The sequence below is a fragment of the Kribbella sp. NPDC051586 genome (genome assembly GCF_044453965.1).
Lineage (GTDB): Bacteria > Actinomycetota > Actinomycetes > Propionibacteriales > Kribbellaceae > Kribbella.
Genome location: NZ_JBITDF010000001.1, coordinates 737,200 through 760,923, shown reverse-complemented (window position 1 = coordinate 760,923; position 23,724 = coordinate 737,200). Strand labels below are relative to the sequence as shown.

Genomic DNA, 23,724 nt, shown 5'->3' with positions numbered 1-23,724 from the left:
CGGAAGGGGAGTGTCCGGAATGGGGATTACGGTGCTGGCATGGCCGAGAACGAGTGGGTCTCTCCGTGGTGGGAGCCGCCGCTGGCGGGGAGTGATGCTGAGCATCTGGTGGGGGCGTTGGACCGGTTGCGTACGACGTTCCGGTTCAAGGTGGACGAGCTGGACGCGGACGGGCTGAACACCCGGATCGGGGCGTCGTCGATGACGCTCGGTGGGTTGATGAAGCACCTTGCGGCGAACGAGGACTACATGTTCAACGTGAAGTTCCGCGGGTTGCCGATGGACGGGCCGTGGGTGCAGAACGGCTGGCGGGACGACAACGACTGGGAGTTCAACTCCGCCGTCGACAACACCCCGGAGGAGCTGTACGCCCTGTGGGACGGCGCGGTCGCGCGTTCCCGCGAGACACTCGCCGCGGCCATCGCGGACGGCGGGCTCGACCAGCCGGCGGACATCAGCTGGCCGGACGGGCAGCACGCGAGCCTCCGCCGCCTCGTCTGCGACCTGATCGAGGAGTATGGCCGCCACACCGGCCACGCGGACCTCATCCGCGAGGCCGTCGACGGCCGGGTCGGCGAAGACCCGGCCCCCGACTGGACGCCCGTCGGCCCGAAGGCCACTACTTGATCCGCTGCATGGTTCCGTCCGCGGAGACGGCGACGACCGTGGTCACGCCGTCGACCTTCAGGTTGACCAGCATCCGGGAGCCCTGCCACGTGGTGGTGTAGCTGACGACCGCGTTGGTGCGGGTCGGCGCGATGACCGACAGGATCTTCGCGCTGTTCCCGGAGCGGTTGAACTCGACCACCGGCGCCGCCGCCCGCTTGTCGATCGTCGCGTAGTGCCACCCCTGGATCGGGTCCTGCGAACCGGAGACAACCTCGATCGGCGTCGCCTCCTGCTGGAACGGGATCTGCAGCAGCGTCGTCTTCACCCGATCACCCGGCCGGGCGGCCACTGCCTGGTCATTGCCGCTGACAACCACCTTCTGGTCCGACGGCAGGTGCCAGAGCGTCGAGTAGTCCTCGTCGGAGTTCGACGTACCGCGGTCCAGCACGACCATCAGGTCCGGGTCCTTCAGCACCAGCACGCCGCGGGTCCGGTCGATGCCGGCGCCGGGGGAGTCGTGCAGTTCGTAGAACTCCGACGTGTCCTTGATCGACGACCGCACCAACTTGGTCTCCGGGTGCCCGGTCGCGGACTTCACCGTCATCTCGTTGTGCGCGAACTGGCCCTTCGCCCAGAATCGCCAGTCGTCCACCTTGTATCCGGCGTGTCCGCCGTCGATCAGGATGTCGCGCCCGTGCGACGTGTACGTGACCGAGGTGTGGTCGTTGTGCCCGTGCAGCTTCTGCGCCGGCCCGAACCGGATGCTGTACGTCGACTCCTGCGTGAACGGCCGCTTCTCGCCCCACCCGGTGCGCCCGAAGATGTACCCGGCGTCGAAGATCCCGATCCGCTGCGTCGGCCGGATCCCTTGCCGGCCGAGCGTACCGGCGTACTCGAGCACCGTCCCGGGAACGGGCGCCGTGCGCACGACCTCCGAGTCGCCGAGCTGCGGCAGGTTCCCGAGCGAGTTGGTGGCGAGCGCGAGCCATTTCGCCAGCTCCCGGCGCCGCGCGACGATCGTCGTACCGGGATCGACCCCGCACTTGCGCAGTACGTCGATCGCCCGGCCCCAGAGCGCGTAGTTGAACTGCGCGTACGCCGTCGACTGCTCGTTGGTCGACCCCTGCGTGTCGATCGAGGTCTTGATCGCACTCGTCAGCCGGTCGGAGGCGACCTTCTTCAGATCGTTGCGCTTCAGCGTGCAACCGATCCCGAACAGCGCCAGGCTCTCGTCGGTGCCGTGATTCCAGTCACCGCTGTAGTTCTTCTGCAGGAACCACGCGTGTTCCATCAGCGCATCGTCCAGCCAGGTGTACGTCAGCGGCAGCTTGGCCACGTGCAGGCCGGACAGCACCGCCTGCCGCAGGCAGATCAGCACATTCGTGCGGTGCATGGTCGACTCGTACGCGCCGACGTCGGACTTCCACGAGTACGGGTTGTCGTTGATCCAGTCGCGGGCGATCGTGCTGACCCGCTGCAGCGCACGCTTGTCGCCCTTCGCGCCGGCGGTGATCCCTTGCCCGAGCCAACGAAGCGAGTGCAGCCACATGTACCAGCTCGGGTTCTTGTCCGGGTTCATCCGCCAGTTGATGTTCCCCTTGCCGTCGCCGACCTTCGTCGCTGGCGTCGTACCCCAGGTGAACGTGTCCTGGTACAGGTTGCTGACCGGGTTCGTGTGGTCGATCCCGCTGTACGCCGGGCAGGTGTAGGTGTCCTGCTTCGCGGGGGTTGGCGGCGCAGTCGGCGGTTCCGGCGTGTAGCTGACGGTCGGGTCGGGCGCCGCTTCCGGCTCGGACCCGCCCCACGGGATCACCAGCACGCTCGCCAGCACGGCGGCGCTCACGATCAGCGGAATCATGAGCCGGAGCGTCGTTCTGGTCGTTCGCAGATGTCTCGCGGGCATCATCGGTCCTCCCCCGCATGCTTTTGGGCATGCCTGTTCTGGCCTAGACCTGAATTCGGGTGGGGCGATCCCCGGGAAATGGTCAGGGTGTTTTTCGTTGCTACGTCGCTGCTACTTCAGAGACGCCTGTCGTTCGGAAACGCTGTACTCGAGAACGCTGTACTCAAGAAACGGCCGGCGGACCGCCGAAGGTTGCTTCCGGCATCGAGTTCGCTGCCGGTCAGACTCCGGTCAGGTATGTCGCCATCGGTTCCCCCCGAGGTGCTGATTGGTTCCTCTGCCTTATAGATGTCGCGAGTGGGTCAAAAAGTTGCTTCGGATCGTCCACTCCGGTTACAAATGCCCGGAAGGGCAGCGTCAACCCCGCCGGATCGCCTGCAGGATCAGGGCATTCCGCGCGCTCTGCCCGGCCGGCACGGTGGTGTGCCGTCCGTCCCGCAGGTCCGTACGCATCCGCTCCGGCTGCGCCGCGAGGAACTCGGCCCACGGCACGATCCGCAGGTTCGGGTGATCTGATACGGCCTGCTCCAGTTGCAGGTTGATCCATTCGCTGTTGCGTTGGTCCGCGACCTGCACCGAGGCCGGCTCGTCGGTCCGCGCGACCTGCACGTTCACCCAGTACACGGTCCGGCCCGGGCCGGCGATCCGGAGCGCGCGCTCGACCTGGGCGGCGAACGCGGGTGGATCGAAGATGTCGTTCGACCCGACCGCCATCACGATCCGCTTCGGCAGGCCGTACGCGCGCGCCCAGGAAGCCATCGCGTCGACCGCGGCCGCCGTCGGCTGACCGGACCAGCTGTACTCCGCGAACGTCGTACCCAGCTGCTGCCCGAGCAGCCGGCCGAGCGCTTCGCCGTCCTGTACGGCGATGCTGTCGCCGAACAGGACCACTCCGTTCGTCGCGACAACGTGGCGGACGTGTGCGCCGCTGGAGATCACCCGGCTGTTCCGCTGCCAGGAACCGAGCGTGCCGGACCCGTAGCTTCCTGTGCCGGCGACCGGGGCTGTCGACTTCGCGCGCGCGGCCGGAGCCTCGAAATGCAGGAGCGCCAGAAGGAAGGCCGTCAGGACCACGATGATGGCGGCCGAGGTGGACCAACCCCGGATGATCTTGCGTGACATGGCTCGTCCTCCCGTGCTCAACCCGTTCACGCGGAAGGTCGGCCGGAGGTTGGCCTAGCGGCTGGTTCTGAGCGCCCCGGCGATCAGCTCGTTGCGAGCGGTACCGCCGAGCGGCTCGCTGGTGTGCACGCCGTCGCGCAGGTACGGCGCGGTGCCGCCCGGCCGGGAGGACAGGAAGCCGGACCAGTCGATGATCCGCAGGTTCGGGTGAGCCAGCGAGGCGTCGTACAGCTGCCGGTTGATCCAGGCGCTGTTGTCGACGTCCGCGTCCCGTACGGCGGCAGGCTGCTTGGTGCGACTGGCGTACACGTTCACCCAGTACACCGTCCGCCCCGGCCCGGCGATCTTCATCGCGCGCTCGACCTGCGCGGCGAATGCGGGCGGGTCGAAGATGTCGTTCGTACCGACGGCCATCACGATCCGCCGGGGCAGACCGTAGTCACGCGCCCACTCTGCGAGTGCGTCGACCGCTGCCGAGGCGGGCTGACCGGACCAGTCGTGGAAGGCGATCGAGTCGCCGGTGCGATCGGCCAGTGCCCGCTCGAGGGAGACGCTGTTCTGTACGGCGATGCTGTCGCCGAACAGGAAGATGCCGTCGAACATGAGGGTGTCGCGGATCTGGTCCTCGGGGGAGATGCGCCGGACCAGGTTCTGCCACGGGCCGAGCGTGCCCGATCCGTACTGCCCCGGGCCTTTCGTCGGAACGCTGTACGAGCCGGTGCCGTCGGCCGTCGTGTCGGCGTCGGTCGTCCGCGGCTCGAGGACGACGAGCACACCGGCGAGCAACGCGAGTACCAGCAGCGTGACGACGATCGAGACAACCGACCCGAGGAACGCTCGCAGCGCGGAAACCGGTGCCTGGGTGGTGTTGCCGGGGCGGTCCCGGGCCTGCTGCAGCACCCTGACACCCCCTAGCTTCAGTCGTCGTCTCCGCGCCGCGACATGCCGCGCGGCAACGTAACGCCCGGCGACATGACGCGGTGCCCCCCGAACCTGGTGCATCCCCCGGCCCCCACTTACTAAATGCTCCGGGCCGCCCGTTTGGTTGCATCGAGCGGTCAGTGCTTCAGGGTGTACCCCTCACCCGTCAGACGGGCACGCAGGTCCTTGACCTCGTCCCGCCGCAACCCCCGCCGCCGAGGTTCCCCGTCCTCAGCAGACTGCTTCTTCTTCCGACGCCACCACTTCACTGTCCAAGCATCCACGAAGACCCGACCCAGGGATAGGTTCCCGGCTATGCCGGAACCGTCGCAGCTGATCGCGACCGACGGAGCGTGGGCGTTCGACCACGACGGGTGGACACCTGAAGCCGATCAGCCGGCGCGCTCGGCCTCGCTGCGCTCGACGCAGAACTCGTTGCCTTCGGGATCCTTCATCGTCACCCAGCCGCGGCCGTCGGGGACCCGATGGTCCTCGTGGATCGTGCCGCCGAGGGACAGGATCCGCTCGACCTCTTCGTTGCGGGTCCGCTCGGTCGGACCCCAGTCGAGGTGTACCCGGTTCTTCACCGACTTGCCCTCCGGCACCGCGATGAACAGCAGCCCGGGAACCGGCGCAGGCGCCACCACCAGTACCTCGTCGTCGCCCGGCACATCGCCGTCCGCGACCGGCCAGCCGGTGACTGTACTCCAGAACTGCGCGAGCTCGTAGGGATTGCCGGCATCGATGGTGATGTGTCGCAGGATCATCCCGGGACCTTAACCGGACAGCCGGGTTCGAGGTGTCGCGGACTGTCGGCGGCCGGGTTTACTGTGCGGGCATAAGCGCCGTACCAGAGGGTTCGGCCTGTTGGGGGAAGGAACGATTCGATGGCATCCCGGCTCAATCCGTACATTCAGTTCAAGAGTGAAGCGCGCCCGGCGATGGAGTTCTACCAGGGGGTCTTCGGCGGTGAGGTAGCCAAGAACACCTTCAAGGAGTTCGGTGCGAGCCACGGCCCGGAGGACGACGAACTGCTGATGCACGCGCAGCTCGAGACGCCGAGCGGGTTCACGCTGATGGCGTCCGACACCCCGCAGGGCATGCCGTACAACCCGGGCGACAACATCTCGATCAGCCTCAGCGGCGACGGCGACGAGCTGCGCGGGTACTACGAGAAGCTGTCCGCCGACGGCGGCAAGGTCACGGTCCCGCTCGAGAAGCAGATGTGGGGCGACGAGTTCGGCATGGTGACCGACAAGTTCGGCATCAACTGGATGGTCAACATCGCGGCCGACAGCTGATCTCCTTTCGCGTGCGCCGCGCCCGGGGCGAAATCCGGTACCCCGGGCGGGGCGGGCGCGGCTAGCTTGGCCTGTATGGGACTCAACGACCTGCTGTACGACCCCATCCGGCACAACAACTGGGCCACGGGCAGCCTGATCCGGTTCTGCCGGGATCAGGACCTCGCGCCCGAGCAGCTGGAGATCACCGGCGTCGGCACGTACGGCGGCATTCTCGCGACCCTCGACCACATCGTCCGGTGCGACGGCAGCTACCTGCGCCGGCTCGCCGACCGCCCGCTCGAGTACGTCGACAGCGAGCCGGCGGCCGACCTGGAGACGCTGGGCCGCTGGAACGCCGAGGCCGGCGCGCTGTGGGAGGTGTTCCTGACCCAGCCGATCGACGTCGAACGCGTGATCATCGTCGACAACGACACCCGCGGTACCCGGGTCGGCATCTTCATCGCCCAGGCGATCAACCACGCCAACCACCACCGTGAGCAGGTCTGCGCCGTCCTCACCGGCCTCGGCATCGAGCCGCCGGACATCCAGGCGTGGGAGTACGCCTGGGAGTCCGAGCGGATCTGGGACCTGCCCGCCACCGGCGTTACTCGCTGATCGTGGCCGCCATCAGCCCGGGCTCGTAGGAGCCGCCGAGCTGGTTGAAGGTGACGGCCATCCGGTTGGTGGCGTTGATCATCGCGATCAGCGTCACCAGCGCGATCAGCTGGTCCTCGTCGTAGTACTTGGCGGCCCGCGCCCAGGTCTCGTCCGAGACACCTTCGGAGGCGTCGGCGAGCCGGGTCGCCTCCTCGGTGAGCGCCAGTGCGGCCTGCTCCGCCTCGGTGAAGACGGTCGAGTGCCGCCAGCCGGCGACCAGGTTGAGGCGGGTCGTCGTCTCGCCCCCGGCCGTGGCCTCCTTCGAGTGGATGTCGATGCAGTGCCCGCAGCCGTTGATCTGGCTGGCGCGCAGCATCACCAGGTTCTGCGTCGCCTGCGGCAGCGCCGTCTGCTGCAACAGTCCGTGGACGGCGAACAGCCGCTTCGCCAGTTTGACGCCGAACGGGTTCTGCATGACGTCGATACGGGGTTCCATCGTCTTCATCCCTACTTGTGAGATCTACTGGATGAACACGAGATGCCGCCGGCCAGGTCGCCGTGACGGTTCCAGAACGTGACGAGCGCCATACTGGACTTCGTGTCACAGATCTCCGGCGAGCGGCATCTGATGGGTGACACCCGCGCGTACAAGGAGTCCAGCATGACCGGTACCGACAAGGCCACCGAGGCTTTCGTTGCCCATCGCAACCTCCTGTTCACGGTCGCCTACGAGCTCCTCGGCTCGGCCGCCGACGCGGAGGACGTGCTGCAGGAGACGTGGCTGCGCTGGGTCGGGGTCGACCTCGACACGGTGCTGGACCAACGCGCGTACCTGGTCCGGATCGCCAGCCGCCAGGCCCTCCAACGCCTGCGCACCCTGGGTCGCCGCAAGGAGTCGTACGTCGGCCCGTGGCTACCCGAGCCGCTCCTCACCGCACCCGATGTCGCCGAGGACGTGGAGCTCGCGGACAGCGTCTCGATGGCGATGATGTTGGTGCTCGAGACCCTCAAGCCGACCGAGCGGGCCGTCTTCGTCCTCCGCGAGGTCTTCGGCCTCGAGTACGACGAGATCGCCGAGGCCGTCGACAAGAAGCCGGACGCCGTCCGCCAGATCGCCCACCGCGCCCGCTCCCACGTCGCCGCCCGTCGTCCCGCCGGCCCCGTCAGCCCCGCCGAAACCCGTGACGCCCTGGCGGCGTTCCAGCACGCGATCACCACCGGCGACCTCCAGGGGCTGCTCGACATCCTCGCCCCGGACGTCGTCTTCCTCGGCGACGGCGGCGGCGTGGTCCAGGCCGTTCAGCGCCCGGTCGTCGGCGCCGACAAGGTGGCCCGCCTCCTCGCGGCCGCTGTCGAGGGTCTCGCCGAAGCCACGCTGGACCTGACCGAGATCAATGGTCAACCTGCCCTGATCCTGCGTTTCAACGGCGAGATCGACACCGTCACCGCCCTACGAATCGACCAAGGCCAGATCACCGGCCTCTACGCCGTCCGCAACCCCTCGAAACTCTCCCACCTCACCAAGCAGATCAGGCTGACCCGCTGAACCAGCTCTCGTGCTCCGCGAGCCACTCCTCCACCGTCACCCGCTCGCCATCCACAGTCGGAACCCGCTTGTCGAACGTCGCCTCGTAGTCCAGCAGCGCCAACGCACTAGCCACCCGCAGCCCACCAGCCTCGACCTCAAGCACATTCGCCGGCCACTCATGCCGCGTGACACCCCAGTAGTCGGTGAACGGCGCGCCCGCCGGCCCCTGCACCAAGAACAACTCAACCAGGACGCCGTCCATCTCGAAGGCCCGCTTGTGCGGCAACCGCTTAGCCACAACCTCATCCACTTCGCCACGCGCAAACAACGCATCCGCCGCAGCAAAGCTCTCACCTGGATACAGCAGATCCACATCATGGTGCGTCCGCGGCAACTCCAGCCCCAGCAACTCCGCAGCCCAGCCCCCGAACAACCAGGTCTTCACCCCGGCAGACTCCAACCACCCAACGACGTGCCTGACAAAGGCAAGGTCGTTGGTGCCGCTCCGGTGAGATCCCATGTCAGACGCCGTGAAGGGCGTCTTCGAACTCGACAATCAGGCTCTCACCCGGGAAGTGACGACGGAGCTCTTGGTCGAGTTCGGCGGCGATCATCCGTAGATGGACCTTGCTCTGCCGGCCGTCCTTCAGACCTTCCACTCCGCGGTCCACCGCCTGTTCCAGATCGCCTCGACGACCGGCCACAAACCCGAGGGTGATGCGGCACTCGGAGATCCGCATCGGGCTCAGCTCCGTGCCGTCGGGCGCGGTGTTGTCGCGGATCACCGTCTCGGCGTACTCGGTGGCTTGCTCGTTGTCGCCTGCCATCCGGTGGATATCCATCGAGTAGTAGTCCCACTTGGACGGGTCCACCTTGAAGTGGTTGTCCGGTCGGTCCGGGTACGGCAGGTGATGCAGCATCTCCCGGCCTGATTCCAACAGAGCGGTCAGCCCGCTCTCCCCGAGCCGTGCCTTTGCCTTCGCCTCCTGGGCAAGCAATTGCACGGTCACAGACGAATTCGGCGCCGCCGCCTGGCCTCGCTGCGATGCGGCTACGGCTTGCCGGAACCGGCCCTGCGTCAACGCGAACCATGCGGTCATCTCGTGTCCCCAACCGGTGATCTCCGGATGACCAGCCTCTAATCCCAGTTGGAGAGCAGCCACCCGAGTCGACTCGGCGGCGGTAGCCATCCCCAAGTCGTATTCGACGCATCCCGCCAGCAGAGCGAGCCAGCCGCCTGCGACCAGCAGATCGCCGTGTGCCTTCAACCCGACCGGCCGGCGAAGCATGGCAGCGACGTGCTGAAGCCACTCGTGGGTCTCCTCGCGAAGCTCCAAGGCATCGCGCCGGTTGTATTGGCAGCACAACTCTTCGACGGTTGAGTGAAGCTGTTCCAGCGTCGCGCTGGTGATGTCCGAGGCTTGCATCTTCTGGACCAGTTCGGCGGTCTGCCAAGGCGTCTCGTTCAGTTTCGCAGCAGCATCGTGCCGAGCAGCGGCGATCAGTTCCCCCTTCGCCTTCAACGCCAGATCGCAAGCACTTGCCAGTTCCTCCGACGGCGGCTTGCGCCCATTCTCGACATTGCTCAGATACCCGCGGCTGTAGTGCGTGGCCCGGCACAGATCACCCAGCGACCACCCACGGTGATCCCGGTACTCCCGCAGCCGACTCCCGAACGACACCCCACAAGTGTTACCCACCGTCTGTATCCCTGTCTCCCTACGTCACGGGATACACAGAAACGAGCGACAGCCCCGAAGGCCGCCCTCAAGCTTGACCCATGAGCGACACATGCGAGGAGGCCCAACGGATCACCACAGACCAATGCGACGGCACCCACCCAGCAACAGGCCACCCCTGCGTCCTCCCCCACCACCGCGGCCCCCACCAAACCGCCAACGGCACCAAGTGGCTGGACGACTAACTCCAATCGCCGCCGCCCTCCTTCCGCAAGACGCCATCCCCCAGCCGCACAGACGGCTCCAACAAACGGCGGGGCGTGTTCGCCGATCCCTGCATCCGTACACGCCCCGCTCACCAACCGGCTCCTGATGCAGACCAGTGAGGGCTACTGCATCAGGTTGGTGGATTCGGGGACGGGGGTGAGGGGGGTGCCGTCTGCGAGCCAGTGGCGGATGTTGTTGACGACGAGGTTGGCCATGGCGTTGCGGGTGGGGATGGTGGCGGAGCCTACGTGGGGGAGGAGGACGGCGTTGGGAAGGGTCAGGAGGTCGGGGTGGACCTTGGGTTCGTGTTCGAAGACGTCCAGGCCGGCGGACAGGATCGTGTTGGTGCGGAGGGCGTCGACGAGGGCTTGTTCGTCGACGACGGTGCCGCGGGCGACGTTGATGACGATGCCGTCGGGACCCAGGGCCTTCAACACGGCGGCATCGACGAGGTGGCGGGTGTCGTCGCCGCCGGGGATGACGATCATCAGGATGTCCACGTCGGCGGCCATTTCGGCCAGCGACGAGTAGTAGGGATAGGAGACGTCCTTCGGGTGGCGGTTGTGGTAGGCAACGGAGACGCCGAAGGGCTGGACGCGGTCGGCGATGGCCTGGCCGATGCGGCCGAGGCCGAGGATGCCCATCCGGCGGCCGTGCAACGTTGCCCTGGTCAACGGGTACGCATGCCCTGCGGCCCACTTGCCGTCGCGGAGGTGCCGCTCGGCCTGCCCCAGCTCGCGGACCGTCATCAGCAGCAGACCGAGGGCCGTGTCGGCGACCTCGTCGTCCAGGACGCCGGGCGTGTTCGTGACCACGACGCCGCGCGAGGCCGCGGCTCCAGCATCAATGCGGTCGTACCCGACGCCGAAGCTCGCGACCAGGCGGACGGCGGGGAGGCGATCGAGAAAGGCGCCGTCGATCGTCGTACCACCGGTGGCGACGGCAACGATCTCGTCCCGGCGGGCCGCGAGTACGGCGTCGGGGTCGGTCTCCTCCCAGAGCCGGATCAGTTCGCAGTGGTCGGCGAGGCCCTCGGCCACGGCCGGGTGCATCGCGCCGGGCATCAGTACGACTGGCAGTCCCACAGCATCTCCCTCACGGATACGTCATCGATGTTCACCACCGCGTTCCCGGCCAACCCTATTTCCTCTCGGCGCCGAGTACGACGATCGGGGGAGGAGGTCACCATGATCATCGACTGCGCTTACTACCGGGACGGACGCCGCCAGCACGTCGAGGCGATGTCGGTCGAGGATGCCGCCGCCCATTGCCAGCAGGGCGGGTTCGTCTGGCTGGGCATGTTCGAGCCCACCATCGAGGAACTCGCCCAGGCCAGGCAGAGCTTCGGCCTGCACGAGCTGGCCGTCGAGGACGCGCAGACCTTCCATCTCCGGCCCAAGGTCGAGCCGTACGCCGGTGACGTGGAGCTGGTCATCCTCCGCACCGCGCGGTACGACGACGAGCGCAAGGAGGTGGACTTCGGCGAGGTGAGCGTCTTCGTCGGGCCGTCGTTCGTGATCACTGTCCGTCAGGGCGTGGCCAGCGACCTGCACGGCGCCCGGATCCGGCTCGAGCAACGCCCCGAGCTGCTGGAGTGCGGCACGAGCTCGGTGCTTTGGGCAATCCTCGACCAAGTCGTCGACAGCTATGGACCGGTCGTCGCCGAGCTCGAGCGCGACATCGAGCGGGTCGAGCAGACCGTGTTCGCCGGCTCGGTGGCGCCGACCGAGCAGATCTACTTCCTCCGTCGCGAGGTGACCGACTTCTACCGCGCGGTCCACCCGCTGCTCGCCGTACTCGCCACGATCGAACGCGGCGCCCGCGACACCCCGCTCCTGCCGTACTTCCGCGACGTGCGCGACCACCTCGTCCTGGTGAACGAGGAAGTCGCCGCCCAGCGCGACCTGCTCGCCACCGTCCTCGAGGCGAACATGGCGGTGATCGGCGTCGAGCAGACCAAGGTCAGCGTCCGGCAGAACGCGTCCATGGAGCAGCTCACCAAGCTGGCCACGGTCTTCCTGCCGCTGACTTTCCTGACCGGGTTCTTCGGACAGAACTTCGGCTGGCTGATCGACCACATCAACGCCGAGTGGGACTTCCTGGTGCTGGGCATCGGCGGGCTTGTGGTGCCCTGCATCGCGCTGGCGATCTGGTTCCGCCGCCAGCGAACAGCCCGGCGGCAAGCTGCCTGAAGTCATCTTCGGAGGTAGCGGACGGCCCCTGTCCGCTACCTCCGAAATGCTGGAGGCATGACGAACACGGCAACGTTCCCTGCGTACTTCGGCTACCGCGACGCGCCAGGCGCCCTGCGCTGGCTGGGGAAGGCGTTCACGCTCTTCACCGACGAAGCGCAGTACGACCGGCCGGCCCGCAAGGGCGACACCGTCGGCCACGGGATGTACGTCGCGTTCGACTCGCAGGACGAGGTCGATGCGTTGTACGCGACCGCGATCGCGGCCGGCGCCGAGTCGGTCTGGATCCCCGAACTGTCGGAGTGGGGCAACTACCGCTGCCGCGTCGCGGACCCCGAAGGGTACGAGTGGACCTTCGGCACGCACCGCCCCGGTCAGCCCGCAAATTGGTAGACATGATTGGCTCCGGCCGACGGATCTGCTGGAGCAGCCGCACGAGACGAGTTCGCTCGACGCGGCGGTCCAGCAGATCCCTCGGGAGACGGGGCTAGGCCGACCAGCCGCCTAGGTTCAGGTCGGTGATCGTCACGGGCTGACCGCTCGCAAGGGACTGGTTCGCAGCGATGCCGACGGCAACGGCCCGGACGCCGTCGTTGACGTCGGCGGCGCGGGCGAGCGGGTCGTTGGTCGGGCCCACGAAGAGGTCGGTGTAGAGGAGGCGGTCGCCACCGCCGTGACCGCCTTCGCCGCGAGGGATCTCCACCTCGACGGCGGTGGCCCAGTGCTTCTGCAGGATCAGTCGCTCACCGTTGGTACGAACGTCGCCGGCGATCACGCGGTCGGACGGGTAGCTCGGGTCGATCTGATCGTCGACGACCGCGGCGCGCTCGACCACTTCCAGCTCGGCGCGGCCCTCAGTGCCGTTGACCGACACCTTGTAGCCCTCCCACGGCGAGTGGGCGTTGAGCGAGTAGCTCAGCCGCGCGCCGTTCGCGTACTCCGCGATCACGGACATGTTGTCCTCGATCGTGATCCCGGGACCGAACACGTCTTGATCGCGGCGGTACCCGTCGTACTGCTCGCTCTCGTAGTACAGCTGACGGTTCGTGTCGTCGTTGCGGAGGTCGAGCAACCACGGATCGTTGGCCGAACCATCGATCGTGCCGCGCTCCGGTCGTTGCCCGAGGCCTCGAGCGGTCGCGTTCTCGTCGCCGTAGAAGAACAGTCCGCCGGACGCGAACACCCGCGTCGGCGAGGAGGCGATCCACCAGTTCACCAGGTCGAAGTGGTGTGACGCCTTGTGGACCAGCAGACCACCGGAGTTCAGCTTCTCGCGGTGCCAGCGGCGGAAGTAGTCCGCGCCGTGCCGCGTGTCGAGCACCCACTGGAACTCGACGCTGGTCACCTTCCCGATCTCGCCGTCCGCGATCACCTGGCGGAGCGCGCTGTTGCGCGGCGAGTACCGGTAGTTGAACGTGACGACGACGGACTTGCCCGACTCGTTCATCGCGTCGACGATCTGCCGCGTCCCGTCCGCGTTGATCGTCAGCGGCTTCTCCACGATCACGTCCGCGCCGGCCCGCAGCAGCCGCGACACGACGGCGGCGTGCGTGTAGTCGGGGCTCGTCACGACCACGCGGTCGACCGACTGCTCCTTGACCATCCGCTCCAGGTCGTCGGCGCCGTACTGCGGGAGCTCCGGGCCGCCGAGCTTCGTGACGAGCCGCTGGTGGAATGCGAGCCGGCCCGGGTTCGGGTCGAGCAGGGCGACGAGCTCGGCTTCCTCGGGATGCGCCTGGAACATCGCGCGGATGTACGACTGCGCCCGCGATCCGGTTCCGGCGACGGCATAGCGTCTGGCCACGACGGTCTCCTTCTACTCGTGTAGACGACACACGCTAGCAACCGCTTTCCGCGGCGGTCAACCGTCGTACCATCGCTGCATGCCGAAGGAACCGGTCACGCGGAACGACGTGGCGGAGTACGCCGGGGTCAGCACGGCGGTGGTCAGCTACGTCGTGAACGAGGGTCCGCGGAAGGTCGCGCCGGAGACGCGCGAGCGGGTGCTGGAGGCGATCCGCGCGCTCGGCTACCGCCCGAACGCGACCGCGCGGGCGCTGCGGATGGGTACGACGCGGACCTTCGGGCTGATCACGCCGGACGGCGGGAACCCGTTGTTCGCCGAGCTCGCGAAGGCGATCGACAAGGCGGCGGGGTCGCGCGGGTACGTCGTACTGCAGACGAGCACGGATGGCGATCCCGCGACCGAACGCGCCAAGATCGCGGAGCTGCTCACGCGCCGGGTCAGCGGGCTGCTGCTGGTCGCGCCGACCGAGGACCCGTCGCTCGACGACGCGCAGATCCCGGTGATCGCGATCAACCGGGTGCTGCCGACCGTGAGCTCCGTCCGTCCGGCGTACCGCGAGGGCGCCCGGCGCGGCGTCGAGCACCTGGTGCAGCACGGCCACCGCGTCGTCGGCCTGATCATCGGCGGCGGCGGCCATCCAGAGCGCGAGCTGGGCTGGCAAGACGCCCTCTCGGCAGCCGGTTTGCCTCTCGGTCCGATCGCCAGGGCGTCGTTCTCCCGGGAGGGCGGTTACACAGCCGCCCGCCGCCTGCTCGAGGCAACCCCTCGCCCCACAGCCATCTTCGCCAGCTCAGACCTACAAGCCATCGGCGTCCTACGCGCCCTCCACGAGTCGGGGGTCCGCGTCCCCGAAGACATAGCTGTGGTCGCCTTCGACGGCACCCCCGAAACCGAATACACCTGGCCCCCACTGACCGTCGTCCGCCAACCCCTAGAAGACCTTGCCCAACAAGCAGTCCACCGCCTGATCGAAGGCGAGCCGGCCATCGAGGCCCTCACCTTCCCCACGGACCTGATCCTCCGCAGGTCCTGCGGCTGCTGAACCCTGCTTCGGGACGGACCCGGCGCGCGGGGCCTGCTCTACAGCGTTCCTACGTCTTCGAAGATCAGGGCTGTGCGGGTGGCTAACACCTCGGGGATGGCTTGGAGTTTTTCTAGGACCAGGCGGCGGAGGCCTTCGTTGTCGGCGGCTCGGACCAGCAGGATGGCGTCGAAGTCGCCGCCTACTAGCGCCATGTGTTTGATCTCGGGGATCGCCTGCAGTTGTTTCCGGAGGGTTCGCCACGAGCTCTGGCGGAGACTCAGCGTCACGTACGCCGAGGTCGCCAGCCCGAGTCGCAGCGGGTCGACCGTCACCGTGAAGCCGGTGATGACGCCGGTGTTCGTCAGCCGTTCGACCCGGGCATAGGCGTTGGCCCGCGAGATGTGTACCTCGTCCGCGAGAGCCCGGATCGAGAGCCGGCCGTCCCGGCCGAGCGCCTCGATGATCTCCCGGTCGATCTCGTCCAGCGCGGGGGCGACGACAATCTGTCCAGGACCGGCCCGGTGGACCATCACCTCGTCGGACATTGTGCGACCTCCTCGCGGCAGGCTGGGCCAAACGTCTCTCAATTCTTCCAGCTATAGATCCACTTGGCCAGAAGGCAGGACGATGTGGCTACCGTCCGTCTCCTGCGCTGGAGGGTCCATGACTACCGTCGAGGAGCATTTGCTCCCCTCCGCGGAACCCGTCTGTCTGATCGATCAGCACGGCGTACCGCACGAACACCCGTCCTACGGGCTGCCCACCAAGGAAGCCCTCCTCGACGGCTACACAGAGTTGATCCGGGGTCGTCGCTTCAACGACCAGGCGAGTGCGCTCGTCCGCCAGGGCCGGCTTGCGGTCTACCCGTCCTCGCACGGGCAGGAGGCCTGTCAGGTCGCAGCGACGATGGTCCTCAAAGAGGGCGACTGGCTGTTCCCGACGTACCGCGACTCGGTGTCGATCGCGAGCCGCGGCGTCGACCCGATCGAGACGCTGACGCTGCTCCGCGGCGACTGGCACTCGGGCTACGACCCGTACGAGCACAAGGTCGCGCCGCAGTCGACCCCGCTCGCGACCCAGCTGCCGCACGCCGTCGGTGTCGCGCACGCGGCTCGGCTGAAGGGCGAGGACACGGTGGTGATGGCGCTCGTCGGCGACGGTGGGACGAGCGAGGGCGACTTCCACGAGGCACTGAACTTCGCGGCGGTGTTCCATGCGCCGGTCGTGTTCTTCGTCCAGAACAACGAATACGCGATCTCCGTCCCGCTCGCCCGTCAGAGCGCCGCGCCGTCCCTTGCGCACAAGGGGATCGGGTACGGCGTACCGGGTGAACGGGCCGACGGCAACGACCTCGCCGGCCTGCTCGCCGTACTGGGGCAGGCCGTGGACAAGGCCCGCGCAGGTGAAGGCCCGCAGCTGATCGAGGCGCACACGTACCGCGTGCAGGCACACACCAATGCCGACGACGCGACCCGCTACCGGCAGGACGACGAGGTCGCCCCCTGGCTCGACCGCGACCCCATCCAGCGACTGACGACGTACCTCGAGCAGCAGGACTGGCTGGACGATTCCACCCGCCAGCGGGCTGAGGCGGCCGCGGTCAAGGTCGCAGGGCAGTTGCGCGACGGCCTGATGCCGGAGCCCGAGGTGGATCCGGCGGACCTGTTCTCGTACCTGTACGCCGAGGAGACCCAGCAGTTGCGCGAGCAGGCGGCGTTCCTGCGCGACGAGCTGGCGCGAGAGGAGGCCTGACGCCATGACCCACACGAAGATCTCGATGGCCCAGGCGCTCAACCAGGCACTGCGGGACGCGATGCACGCGGACGACACGGTCGTCATGTTCGGCGAGGATGTCGGCGCACTCGGCGGCGTCTTCCGGATCACCGACGGACTGACCGCGGAGTTCGGCGAGAATCGTTGCTACGACACCCCATTGGCCGAGGCCGGCATCGTCGGCATGGCGGTCGGAATGGCGATGAACGGGATGCGTCCCGTCGTCGAGATGCAGTTCGACGCGTTCGGGTACCCGGCGTTCGAGCAGGTCGTCTCGCATGTCGCCAAGATGCGCAACCGGACCCGTGGACGCGTCCAGTTGCCGATGGTCATCCGGATCCCGTACGGCGGTGGCATCGGCGGCGTCGAGCACCACAGCGACTCGTCCGAGAGCTACTTCGCGCACACGCCCGGGCTGACCGTGGTGACACCGGCAACCGTCGCGGACGCGTACGGGTTGTTGCGTAAGGCAATTGAGTTCCCCGATCCCGTTGTGTTCATGGAGCCGAAGAAGCTCTACTGGGCCAAGGAAGAGGTCGACCTCACCGAGGACCAGCCCGGCATCGGCACGGCCGTCGTACGACGGGAGGGCGCGGACGCGACGTTGATCGCCTACGGCCCCGCGCTGCCGGTCGCGCTGGAGGCGGCCGAGGTTGCCGCGGCCGAAGGGCGGCAGCTGACGGTGGTGGATCTGCGGTCGGTGGTTCCGTTCGACGACGAGACGGTGTGCGCAGCGGTACGGCGCACCGGGCGGGCCGTCGTGGTCGCCGAGGCGAGCGGGTTCGCGAGTGTGTCGTCGGAGATCGTTGCCCGGGTCACCGAGAAGTGCTTCCACTCGCTGGCGGCACCGGTGCGGCGGGTGACCGCGTTCGACATCCCGTTCCCGCCACCGAAGCTGGAGAAGTACCAGCTGCCGAGCGTCGACCGGATCCTCGACGCGGTCGACGACCTGCAGTGGGAGGACTCGTGAACACGTTCCTTCTCCCGGACCTCGGTGAGGGGCTGACCGAGGCCGAGGTCGTTCGCTGGCTGGTGAAGGTGGGTGACGTGGTCGCCGTCGACACCCCGGTCGCGGAGGTCGAGACGGCGAAGTCGATCGTCGAGCTGCCCTCGCCGTACGCCGGTGTCATCGAGGAGCTTCACGCCGAGCCAGGTACGACGATCCCGGTCGGCAAGCCGCTCATCACGGTCGCCGATCCCGCGGGGGAGACGTATCGCGAGGAGGAGCGCGCCGGGTCGGGGAACGTCCTGGTCGGCTACGGGACCACCGAGATCTCCGGGGCCGGGCGCCGTCGCAGGCCGCGCGCGGTGGCCTCCGGAAGAGTCGAGCCGAAGAACGCTCCGGAAAAGGCACCGCGGCGGGTGCCGCTGGTGGTCTCGCCGCTGGTGCGGCGCCTGGCGCGTGATGCCGAGGTGGACCTACGCACGCTGGACGGCACAGGTCCCGACGGCCTGGTCGTCCGCCGCGACGTGGAGCTGGCGATCGCACGTCGAACGCAGATGGAACCGAGCACCGCACAGACCGAGCAAGTGCCGGCAGCGGTTCAGCCGGCTGCGGCGCAGGTCGCCTCGCGGACCGGGTTGCCGGAGCTGCGGCGTACGCCGATGAGCGGCTTCCGGAAGGCGGTCGTCGCGACGCTGACCCGGAGCCGCGCCGAGATCCCCGAGGCCACTACCTGGGTCGACGTAGACGCCACCGCGCTCATCGAGCTCCGCGAATCATTGCGCTCGGCAACAGACCCGGGACCGGGCCTGCTCGCGCTGATGGCACGCTTCGTGGTCGCCGGCCTGCTCAAGTACCCCGAGCTCAACGGGTACGTCGACACCGAGCGCGAGGAGCTCGTCCAGTACGACGGCGTGAACCTGGGCCTCGCGGCGCAGACCGATCGTGGTCTCGTCGTACCGGCGGTCGCCAACGCGCACACCATGACCACCCGCGGACTCGACGCCGAGATCCGCCGGCTGACCGGATCGGCCCGGGACGGCCGGCTGACCCAGCAGGAGCTGGCGTCGGGGACGTTCACGCTCAACAATTACGGCAGCTTCGGTGTCGACGGCAGCGCGGCGATCATCAACCATCCACAGGTGGCGATCCTCGGCGTCGGCCGGATCATCGACCGTCCGTGGGTGGTGGACGGTGAGCTCGCGGTTCGCAAGCTCACCCAGCTGTCGCTCGTCTTCGACCACCGCGTCTGCGACGGCGGCACCGCAGCCGCGTTCCTCCGCTTCATCGCCGACGCCTTCGAGAACCCGGCCTCGGTCTTCGCCGATCTCTAGGACAGCTGGCGTGGGCGGAGGCCGACCAGGATGACTCGCAGGCCGGAGGTGAAGCGTGCCTCCGGACCGGCGACGCTCTCGGGGTTGAGGTAGGCGGCCAGATGCGTGGCGTCGACACCCATCCGGCTCGCCGACTCGGCGGCCCAGCGCGAGTCGTTCATCCCGCTGCGGCGTACGACGGAGAGCCAGGCCGAGTCGGTGACCGCTGATCCGATCAGGTAATGGAAGATCGCCGACACCGCGGAGTCCAGGTGCGTCCCCTTGAAGCCGGCCGTGTCCAGGATGGTTTGCACCCGCTCGGTGAGCGCGTAGTAGTTCGGCCCGAGGCCGGCGTGCGACGCGAGCAGGCGCGCGGTCCACGGATGCTCCCACAGGGCGTGGTACGCCGCCTCGATGACGACGGTGACCTGGTCCCGCCAATCACCATGGTCGGGCGGGGGTACGAGCGCGTCCGCGAAGATCTCATCGACCACGAGCTCGAGCAGGTCGTCCTTGGTCGCGATCCGCCAGTACAGCGCCGACGTCGCGGCCGCATCAAGCTCGGCGGCCATCATCCGCATCGAGAACTTATCCAGGCCCTCCCGGTCCAGGACCCGGATCGCGGTCCTGACGATGTCCTCCCGGCTCAGCCGCGCCCGGGTCGGCTCCGGCTCGTCCCGCAGCCACACCGATCCCAGCGCCGTCCGCTTGTCCGCTTCTCGCACTAAAACAGTGTGTCATACACAAACACACTGTTTCACGCGACCAAAGTCGGGCAGCGGACGACCTCGGTACGACGATCGGCGCGACGTACCGGCGAAGACTCGAAGCCATGAGCGCAATCAACCGGGCCCAGTTCCTCCGCCGTGCCGCCGCCCTCGGGCTGATCGCCACCGCGGGCATCAGCACGACCGCTGCCGCCGCGAGTCCCAGGCTCGCCCTCAGAGGCGTCGCGTACGACACGGGAGGCGGACCCGCCGACGAGGACAGCCGGGCGCGCTGGCGGAACAGCACGATGCGCGGCGAGATCCACGCCATCCGGCACCGGCTGCACGCGAACTGGGTCAGCATCTACGGCAGCGACGTACGCCGGCTGGTCGACACCGCGACCGCGGCGCTCGAGGAGGGGCTGATCGTGTCGATCCAACCGCGGTCGTTCGACGAGCCGCAGGCGGCGGAGCTCGAGAAGCTGGGCAAGGTCGCGGTCGAGGCCGAGCGGCTGCGGCGACGGTACGACCGGGAGGTGATCCTCGTCGTGGGGTGCGAATTCATGCTGTTCACGCCGGGGATCGTGCCGGGCGCGAACTTCGCCGAGCGGGTCGAGTACCTGACCAACGGCGAGTACGACCTGGCCGAGCTGCAGCGGAAGTTCCGCGCGTTCACCGCGCAGATGGTGAATGTTGCCCGCAGCAACTTTCACGGCCGGATCACGTACGGCGCCGCGTCGGATCTCGAACAGGTGAACTGGTCGATCTTCGACATCGTCGGGCTCGACTACTACTCGTACCACGAGGACCGCGCCGACCACGCGAAGGAGCTGGCGCCGTTCCGGCGGTGGGGGAAGCCGATCCTGATCCTGGAGTTCGGCTGCTGCACGTTCACCGGCGCGGCCGAGCTGGGTGGGATGGGATGGGACATCGTCGACTACAGCGGCGACGTCCCGGTCATCCCACCGCAGTACGTCCGCAACGAGCAGGAGCAGGCCGACCACTTGGCCAACATGCTGGACGTCTTCACCGGCGAGGGCGTGCTCGGCGCGTCGCCGTACACCTTCATCTCACCCGACGCCCCGCACCGCCCGCACGACCGCCCCCATGACGAGGACATGGCCGCCTTCAGCCTCTGCAAGGTCCTGCGCACGCACGACGCGGACCCGGCCTCGCCGTACCACTGGTTCCCGAAGAAGTCTTTCCATGCGGTCAGCGCGTTCTATCGGCGTCAGGGGGCGTGACAGGCTGCGGGGATGAGCTCCACACACTTGGGTGTCTACGGCGACTGGATCGAGCACGCGATCGCGCCGGCGGTGCGGGAATCCACACGGCCGGCCCCGGATCAGGTCCGTGAGGTCGTGCGGCGGGTGGTGTCGACCGCCGGTGACGATGACGGCCCGAGGGACGTTCGGGTCGAGCGGCGCTGGACGGCTGACGGGCTGGAGGGCGAGGAAATCTCGTACTCGGTCGGCTTCGGCCCGCGGACTCGTGCGCGCGTGCTGAAACCGGCCGACGCCGCCGGACCGCTGCCCGGCGTACTCGCTCTGCACGGCCACGACGGCTTCAAGTACTACGGCCGGGAGAAGATCGCCGACACCGACGAGCAGCCGGCGGCTGAAGTGCGGGCGCTGCGGGACCAGCTCTACGAGGGCCGCGCTTTCGCGAACGACCTGGCGGCGCAGGGGTATGTCGTACTCGTGCCGGATGCCTTCTCCTGGGGCAGTCGCCGCTTCCCGTTGGCGGAGATGCCGCCGCAGGTCCGAGAGGATGCGGTGGACGGAGATCCCGCCGCGTACAACGCCGCCGCCGGCCGTCACGAGCACCTGGTCGAGAAGTACTGCACCCTGCTCGGTACGACGTTTGCCGCCGTCGTCGCCCGCGAGGACCGGGTCGCCCTCGACTACCTGCGCGGCCGGGACGACACCACCGACCGGACCGCGAGCATCGGACTGTCCGGCGGCGGTTGCCGGTCCGCGTTGCTGCGGGCGAGCAGCAGTGACCTGACTGCTGCCGTCGTCATCGGGATGATGGGCACCTACAACTCGTTGCTCGACCAGAACGTCGTGTCCCACACGTGGATGCTGATGCCCCGGATGTTTCCTCCGCAGATCGACTGGTCCGACGTCGCCGCCTGTCAGGCTCCGGCGCAGCTCCTGGTGCAGTACAACCGGCAGGACGAGTTGTTCCCGCTGGACGGGGAGGAGGCGGCACATCAGCGGATCTCGGCGCACTACGCGGCCGCCGGGTCCTCAGCGTCGTACGTCGGTCAGTTCTTCGACGGGCCCCACAAGTTCGACCGGCCGATGCAGGCTGCCGCCTACACCTGGCTGCGCGACGTCCTTGCGGTCCAGTAGGCCGGAGGCGAGGGCGACCAGCAGACCGGACACTGCGAGGGCGACGCCGACCCAGTTTGGGGCGGTGTAGCCGAGGCCGTGTTGGATGGTCAGTCCGCCGAGGTAGGCACCGGCTGCATTGCCCAGGTTGAAGGCGGCGATGTTGGCCGCGGACGCCAGCGCCGGAGCGCCTTTTGCCTTGTCCATGACGCGCTTCTGCAGCGGAGCGACGGTGGCGAAGCCTGCAGCGCCGAAGAGGGCGATCGTCACGGCGGAGGGGAGTTTGGCGTGGGCAGTGAACACGAAGACGACCAGCACTGCGGCCAGGAGCGCCAGAATCAGGTAGAGACTCGGCATCAGGGACCGGTCTGCTGCCTTGCCGCCCAGCAGGTTGCCGACGACGAGTCCACCGCCGAACAGCACCAGCAACCAGGTCACCGCGCCGGCGGAGAAGCCGGCGACTTCAGTCATCATCGGTGCGATGTAGGTGAACGACGCGAATACCCCGGCGAACCCCAGTGCGGTCATCGCGAGCGCCAACCACACCTGGACGTTCTTGAACACAGCCAACTCGATCCGCAGGCCCGGTCCCCGCGCCGTCCCCTGTCGCGGCACCAGAAGCACGATGCCGAGCAGTCCGATCACGCCGAGCCCCGTCACAGCCCAGAACGTCGACCGCCAACCGAAGTGCTGTCCCAGCGCAGTCCCGCCCGGTACGCCGAGCACGTTGGCCACAGTGAGCCCGGTGAACATCAGCGCGATCGCACTCGCCTGCTTCGCCTTCGGTACGAGCGACGCCGCGACAACTGATCCGACCCCGAAGAACGCTCCGTGGGACAGCGCCGCAACGATCCGTCCGGCCATCAGGACGCCGTACGACGGAGCGAGCGCGGCGACCAGGTTCCCGGCGATGAAGACGCCCATCAGCGCGATCAGCACGGTTTTGCGGGAGACCTTGGAGCCGATCGCGGTCAGCAGCGGAGCGCCGACCACCACGCCCAGCGCGTAGCCGGAGATGAGCAGGCCGGCCGACGGGATGCTCACGCCGAAGTCGGTCGCGACCTCGGGCAACAGTCCCATGATGACGAACTCGGTGGTGCCGATCCCGAACGCACCGATAGCCAGGGCGAGCAGGGCTGCGGGCATGACTCGACGTCTCCTCGAATGTAGTCTTATGACTGTTACCGGCGTGCGCGATAGTTGCACACGCGGACTATTGCATAAGCGCTATGATTGCGCATGCAAGGGTAAAGTTCAAGTGGAGGTGTCGTGGGACTACCGGATGACGCCGCGGAGGCACGGGCGCAGGGATGGCGCACCCTGGCCGCTCTGCATGCCCGGATCGAGGACGAGCTGGAGCGGGCGCTGCAGAAGCAGCACGGGCTGTCCGTGAGTGAGTACAGCGTGCTGGACGTCCTGGCGCGCCAGGACGACTACCACCTGCGCATGAATCAGCTGTCCAGTGCTGTGGTGCTCAGCCAGTCCGCTACAACCCGCCTGGTGAACCGGCTGGAGGACCGCAAACTGCTGGAGCGGTACCTGTGCCCGACCGACCGGCGTGGCATCTACACGGAGGTCACCGAGACCGGCCGCGAGCTGTTGGACCAGGCTCAGCCGACCCACGACGCCGTCCTGACGTCCGCGCTGAAGAACGCCTCCGAGCTGCCCGAGCTCTCGCCGCTGGTCGACGCCCTCGGGAAACTGTCGCTGGCGGTGTGAA

General features: G+C 67.9%; 25 protein-coding genes. 13 read left to right on the top strand and 12 right to left on the bottom strand.

Features of this window, described 5'->3' with window-relative positions; genetic code table 11:
* Positions 1 to 39: 39 nt before the first annotated feature.
* Positions 40 to 627, top strand: coding sequence for a DUF664 domain-containing protein (locus tag ACIA58_RS03790; protein ID WP_396402055.1), 588 nt, complete (start codon positions 40 to 42; stop codon positions 625 to 627).
* Here ACIA58_RS03790 and ACIA58_RS03785 read toward each other — a convergent pair.
* From ACIA58_RS03785 to ACIA58_RS03770, 4 genes are all read right to left on the bottom strand, one after another.
* The gene (locus ACIA58_RS03785; protein WP_396402054.1) at positions 620 to 2,467 is read right to left on the bottom strand and encodes a heparinase II/III family protein; all 1,848 of its coding nucleotides are present in this window, start codon (positions 2,465 to 2,467) and stop codon (positions 620 to 622) included. The genes ACIA58_RS03790 and ACIA58_RS03785 overlap by 8 nt on opposite strands.
* A 402-nt stretch (positions 2,468 to 2,869) precedes the next feature.
* On the bottom strand, positions 2,870 to 3,634 hold the full coding sequence (locus ACIA58_RS03780; RefSeq protein ID WP_396402053.1) for a hypothetical protein: 765 nt from the start codon (positions 3,632 to 3,634) through the stop codon (positions 2,870 to 2,872).
* A gap of 54 nt (positions 3,635 to 3,688) precedes the next feature.
* Positions 3,689 to 4,534: a hypothetical protein gene (locus ACIA58_RS03775; protein WP_396402052.1), complete on the bottom strand. Its 846-nt coding sequence runs from the start codon at positions 4,532 to 4,534 to the stop codon at positions 3,689 to 3,691.
* A 413-nt stretch (positions 4,535 to 4,947) separates the two neighbouring features.
* Positions 4,948 to 5,322 (bottom strand): VOC family protein, encoded by a 375-nt coding sequence (locus ACIA58_RS03770; RefSeq protein ID WP_396402051.1) that lies wholly within the window; start codon positions 5,320 to 5,322, stop codon positions 4,948 to 4,950.
* A 120-nt stretch (positions 5,323 to 5,442) separates the two neighbouring features.
* Here ACIA58_RS03770 and ACIA58_RS03765 point away from each other — a divergent pair, with 120 nt between their 5' ends.
* Together ACIA58_RS03765 and ACIA58_RS03760 are read left to right on the top strand one after the other, a co-directional pair.
* The gene (locus ACIA58_RS03765; RefSeq protein WP_396402050.1) at positions 5,443 to 5,856 is read left to right on the top strand and encodes a VOC family protein; all 414 of its coding nucleotides are present in this window, start codon (positions 5,443 to 5,445) and stop codon (positions 5,854 to 5,856) included.
* Positions 5,857 to 5,931: 75 nt separating this feature from the next.
* A complete protein-coding gene (locus ACIA58_RS03760; protein ID WP_396402049.1) occupies positions 5,932 to 6,453 on the top strand; it encodes a DinB family protein in 522 nt (173 codons plus the stop codon).
* On the opposite strand, the gene ACIA58_RS03755 is transcribed toward ACIA58_RS03760, so the two are convergent.
* Entirely contained in the window at positions 6,443 to 6,931 is a 489-nt protein-coding gene (locus ACIA58_RS03755; RefSeq protein WP_396402048.1) for a carboxymuconolactone decarboxylase family protein, read from the bottom strand. The genes ACIA58_RS03760 and ACIA58_RS03755 overlap by 11 nt on opposite strands.
* Before the next feature lie 165 nt (positions 6,932 to 7,096).
* Between ACIA58_RS03755 and ACIA58_RS03750 the strand changes: the two genes are divergently transcribed.
* Positions 7,097 to 7,981 (top strand): RNA polymerase sigma-70 factor, encoded by an 885-nt coding sequence (locus tag ACIA58_RS03750; protein WP_396403303.1) that lies wholly within the window; start codon positions 7,097 to 7,099, stop codon positions 7,979 to 7,981.
* Here ACIA58_RS03750 and ACIA58_RS03745 read toward each other — a convergent pair.
* The 3 genes from ACIA58_RS03745 to ACIA58_RS03735 all read right to left on the bottom strand — a co-directional run bounded on the left by ACIA58_RS03745 (position 7,965) and on the right by ACIA58_RS03735 (position 10,994).
* Entirely contained in the window at positions 7,965 to 8,483 is a 519-nt protein-coding gene (locus ACIA58_RS03745) for a nucleotidyltransferase domain-containing protein (protein ID WP_396402047.1), read from the bottom strand. The genes ACIA58_RS03750 and ACIA58_RS03745 overlap by 17 nt on opposite strands.
* A 1-nt stretch (position 8,484) precedes the next feature.
* The gene (locus ACIA58_RS03740; protein ID WP_396402046.1) at positions 8,485 to 9,645 is read right to left on the bottom strand and encodes a helix-turn-helix domain-containing protein; all 1,161 of its coding nucleotides are present in this window, start codon (positions 9,643 to 9,645) and stop codon (positions 8,485 to 8,487) included.
* A gap of 386 nt (positions 9,646 to 10,031) precedes the next feature.
* A complete protein-coding gene (locus ACIA58_RS03735; RefSeq protein ID WP_396402045.1) occupies positions 10,032 to 10,994 on the bottom strand; it encodes a 2-hydroxyacid dehydrogenase in 963 nt (320 codons plus the stop codon).
* Positions 10,995 to 11,096: 102 nt separating this feature from the next.
* Here ACIA58_RS03735 and ACIA58_RS03730 point away from each other — a divergent pair, with 102 nt between their 5' ends.
* Together ACIA58_RS03730 and ACIA58_RS03725 are read left to right on the top strand one after the other, a co-directional pair.
* Positions 11,097 to 12,101 carry a magnesium and cobalt transport protein CorA gene (locus ACIA58_RS03730; RefSeq protein ID WP_396402044.1) on the top strand — a complete coding sequence of 335 codons (1,005 nt, stop codon included), beginning with the start codon at positions 11,097 to 11,099 and terminating at the stop codon, positions 12,099 to 12,101.
* Between the two features lie 57 nt (positions 12,102 to 12,158).
* On the top strand, positions 12,159 to 12,494 hold the full coding sequence (locus ACIA58_RS03725; protein WP_396402043.1) for a VOC family protein: 336 nt from the start codon (positions 12,159 to 12,161) through the stop codon (positions 12,492 to 12,494).
* A 94-nt stretch (positions 12,495 to 12,588) separates the two neighbouring features.
* Here ACIA58_RS03725 and ACIA58_RS03720 read toward each other — a convergent pair whose 3' ends face one another.
* Positions 12,589 to 13,905, bottom strand: coding sequence for a Gfo/Idh/MocA family protein (locus tag ACIA58_RS03720; RefSeq protein WP_396402042.1), 1,317 nt, complete (start codon positions 13,903 to 13,905; stop codon positions 12,589 to 12,591).
* Positions 13,906 to 13,984: 79 nt separating this feature from the next.
* Between ACIA58_RS03720 and ACIA58_RS03715 the strand changes: the two genes are divergently transcribed.
* The gene (locus ACIA58_RS03715) at positions 13,985 to 14,950 is read left to right on the top strand and encodes a LacI family DNA-binding transcriptional regulator (RefSeq protein ID WP_396402041.1); all 966 of its coding nucleotides are present in this window, start codon (positions 13,985 to 13,987) and stop codon (positions 14,948 to 14,950) included.
* A 38-nt stretch (positions 14,951 to 14,988) separates the two neighbouring features.
* Here ACIA58_RS03715 and ACIA58_RS03710 read toward each other — a convergent pair whose 3' ends face one another.
* Positions 14,989 to 15,477 carry an Lrp/AsnC family transcriptional regulator gene (locus ACIA58_RS03710; protein ID WP_396402040.1) on the bottom strand — a complete coding sequence of 163 codons (489 nt, stop codon included), beginning with the start codon at positions 15,475 to 15,477 and terminating at the stop codon, positions 14,989 to 14,991.
* Between the two features lie 118 nt (positions 15,478 to 15,595).
* Here ACIA58_RS03710 and ACIA58_RS03705 point away from each other — a divergent pair, with 118 nt between their 5' ends.
* Genes ACIA58_RS03705 through ACIA58_RS03695 form a run of 3 tightly spaced genes read left to right on the top strand, consistent with a single transcriptional unit; the run spans position 15,596 to position 18,982 of the window.
* The gene (locus ACIA58_RS03705) at positions 15,596 to 16,684 is read left to right on the top strand and encodes a thiamine pyrophosphate-dependent dehydrogenase E1 component subunit alpha (protein ID WP_396402039.1); all 1,089 of its coding nucleotides are present in this window, start codon (positions 15,596 to 15,598) and stop codon (positions 16,682 to 16,684) included.
* A gap of 4 nt (positions 16,685 to 16,688) precedes the next feature.
* Positions 16,689 to 17,675: an alpha-ketoacid dehydrogenase subunit beta gene (locus tag ACIA58_RS03700; protein WP_396402038.1), complete on the top strand. Its 987-nt coding sequence runs from the start codon at positions 16,689 to 16,691 to the stop codon at positions 17,673 to 17,675.
* Complete coding sequence (locus tag ACIA58_RS03695; protein ID WP_396402037.1) at positions 17,672 to 18,982, top strand: dihydrolipoamide acetyltransferase family protein; 1,311 nt, start codon at positions 17,672 to 17,674, stop codon at positions 18,980 to 18,982. The genes ACIA58_RS03700 and ACIA58_RS03695 overlap by 4 nt, the downstream gene beginning before the upstream one ends.
* Here the strand turns inward: ACIA58_RS03695 and ACIA58_RS03690 are convergent.
* Positions 18,979 to 19,686, bottom strand: a complete 708-nt coding sequence (locus tag ACIA58_RS03690) for a TetR/AcrR family transcriptional regulator (RefSeq protein ID WP_396402036.1) — start codon at positions 19,684 to 19,686, stop codon at positions 18,979 to 18,981. The genes ACIA58_RS03695 and ACIA58_RS03690 overlap by 4 nt on opposite strands.
* Positions 19,687 to 19,793: 107 nt before the next feature.
* Here ACIA58_RS03690 and ACIA58_RS03685 point away from each other — a divergent pair, with 107 nt between their 5' ends.
* Both ACIA58_RS03685 and ACIA58_RS03680 read left to right on the top strand, forming a co-directional pair.
* Positions 19,794 to 20,912 (top strand): hypothetical protein, encoded by a 1,119-nt coding sequence (locus ACIA58_RS03685; RefSeq protein WP_396402035.1) that lies wholly within the window; start codon positions 19,794 to 19,796, stop codon positions 20,910 to 20,912.
* Between the two features lie 12 nt (positions 20,913 to 20,924).
* Positions 20,925 to 22,025 (top strand): dienelactone hydrolase family protein, encoded by a 1,101-nt coding sequence (locus ACIA58_RS03680; RefSeq protein WP_396402034.1) that lies wholly within the window; start codon positions 20,925 to 20,927, stop codon positions 22,023 to 22,025.
* On the opposite strand, the gene ACIA58_RS03675 is transcribed toward ACIA58_RS03680, so the two are convergent.
* Complete coding sequence (locus ACIA58_RS03675) at positions 21,921 to 23,150, bottom strand: MFS transporter (RefSeq protein ID WP_396402033.1); 1,230 nt, start codon at positions 23,148 to 23,150, stop codon at positions 21,921 to 21,923. The two genes, ACIA58_RS03680 and ACIA58_RS03675, sit on opposite strands and share 105 nt — an antisense overlap.
* Before the next feature lie 123 nt (positions 23,151 to 23,273).
* Here ACIA58_RS03675 and ACIA58_RS03670 point away from each other — a divergent pair, with 123 nt between their 5' ends.
* Positions 23,274 to 23,723 carry a MarR family winged helix-turn-helix transcriptional regulator gene (locus ACIA58_RS03670; RefSeq protein WP_396402032.1) on the top strand — a complete coding sequence of 150 codons (450 nt, stop codon included), beginning with the start codon at positions 23,274 to 23,276 and terminating at the stop codon, positions 23,721 to 23,723.
* Position 23,724 lies beyond the last annotated feature (1 nt).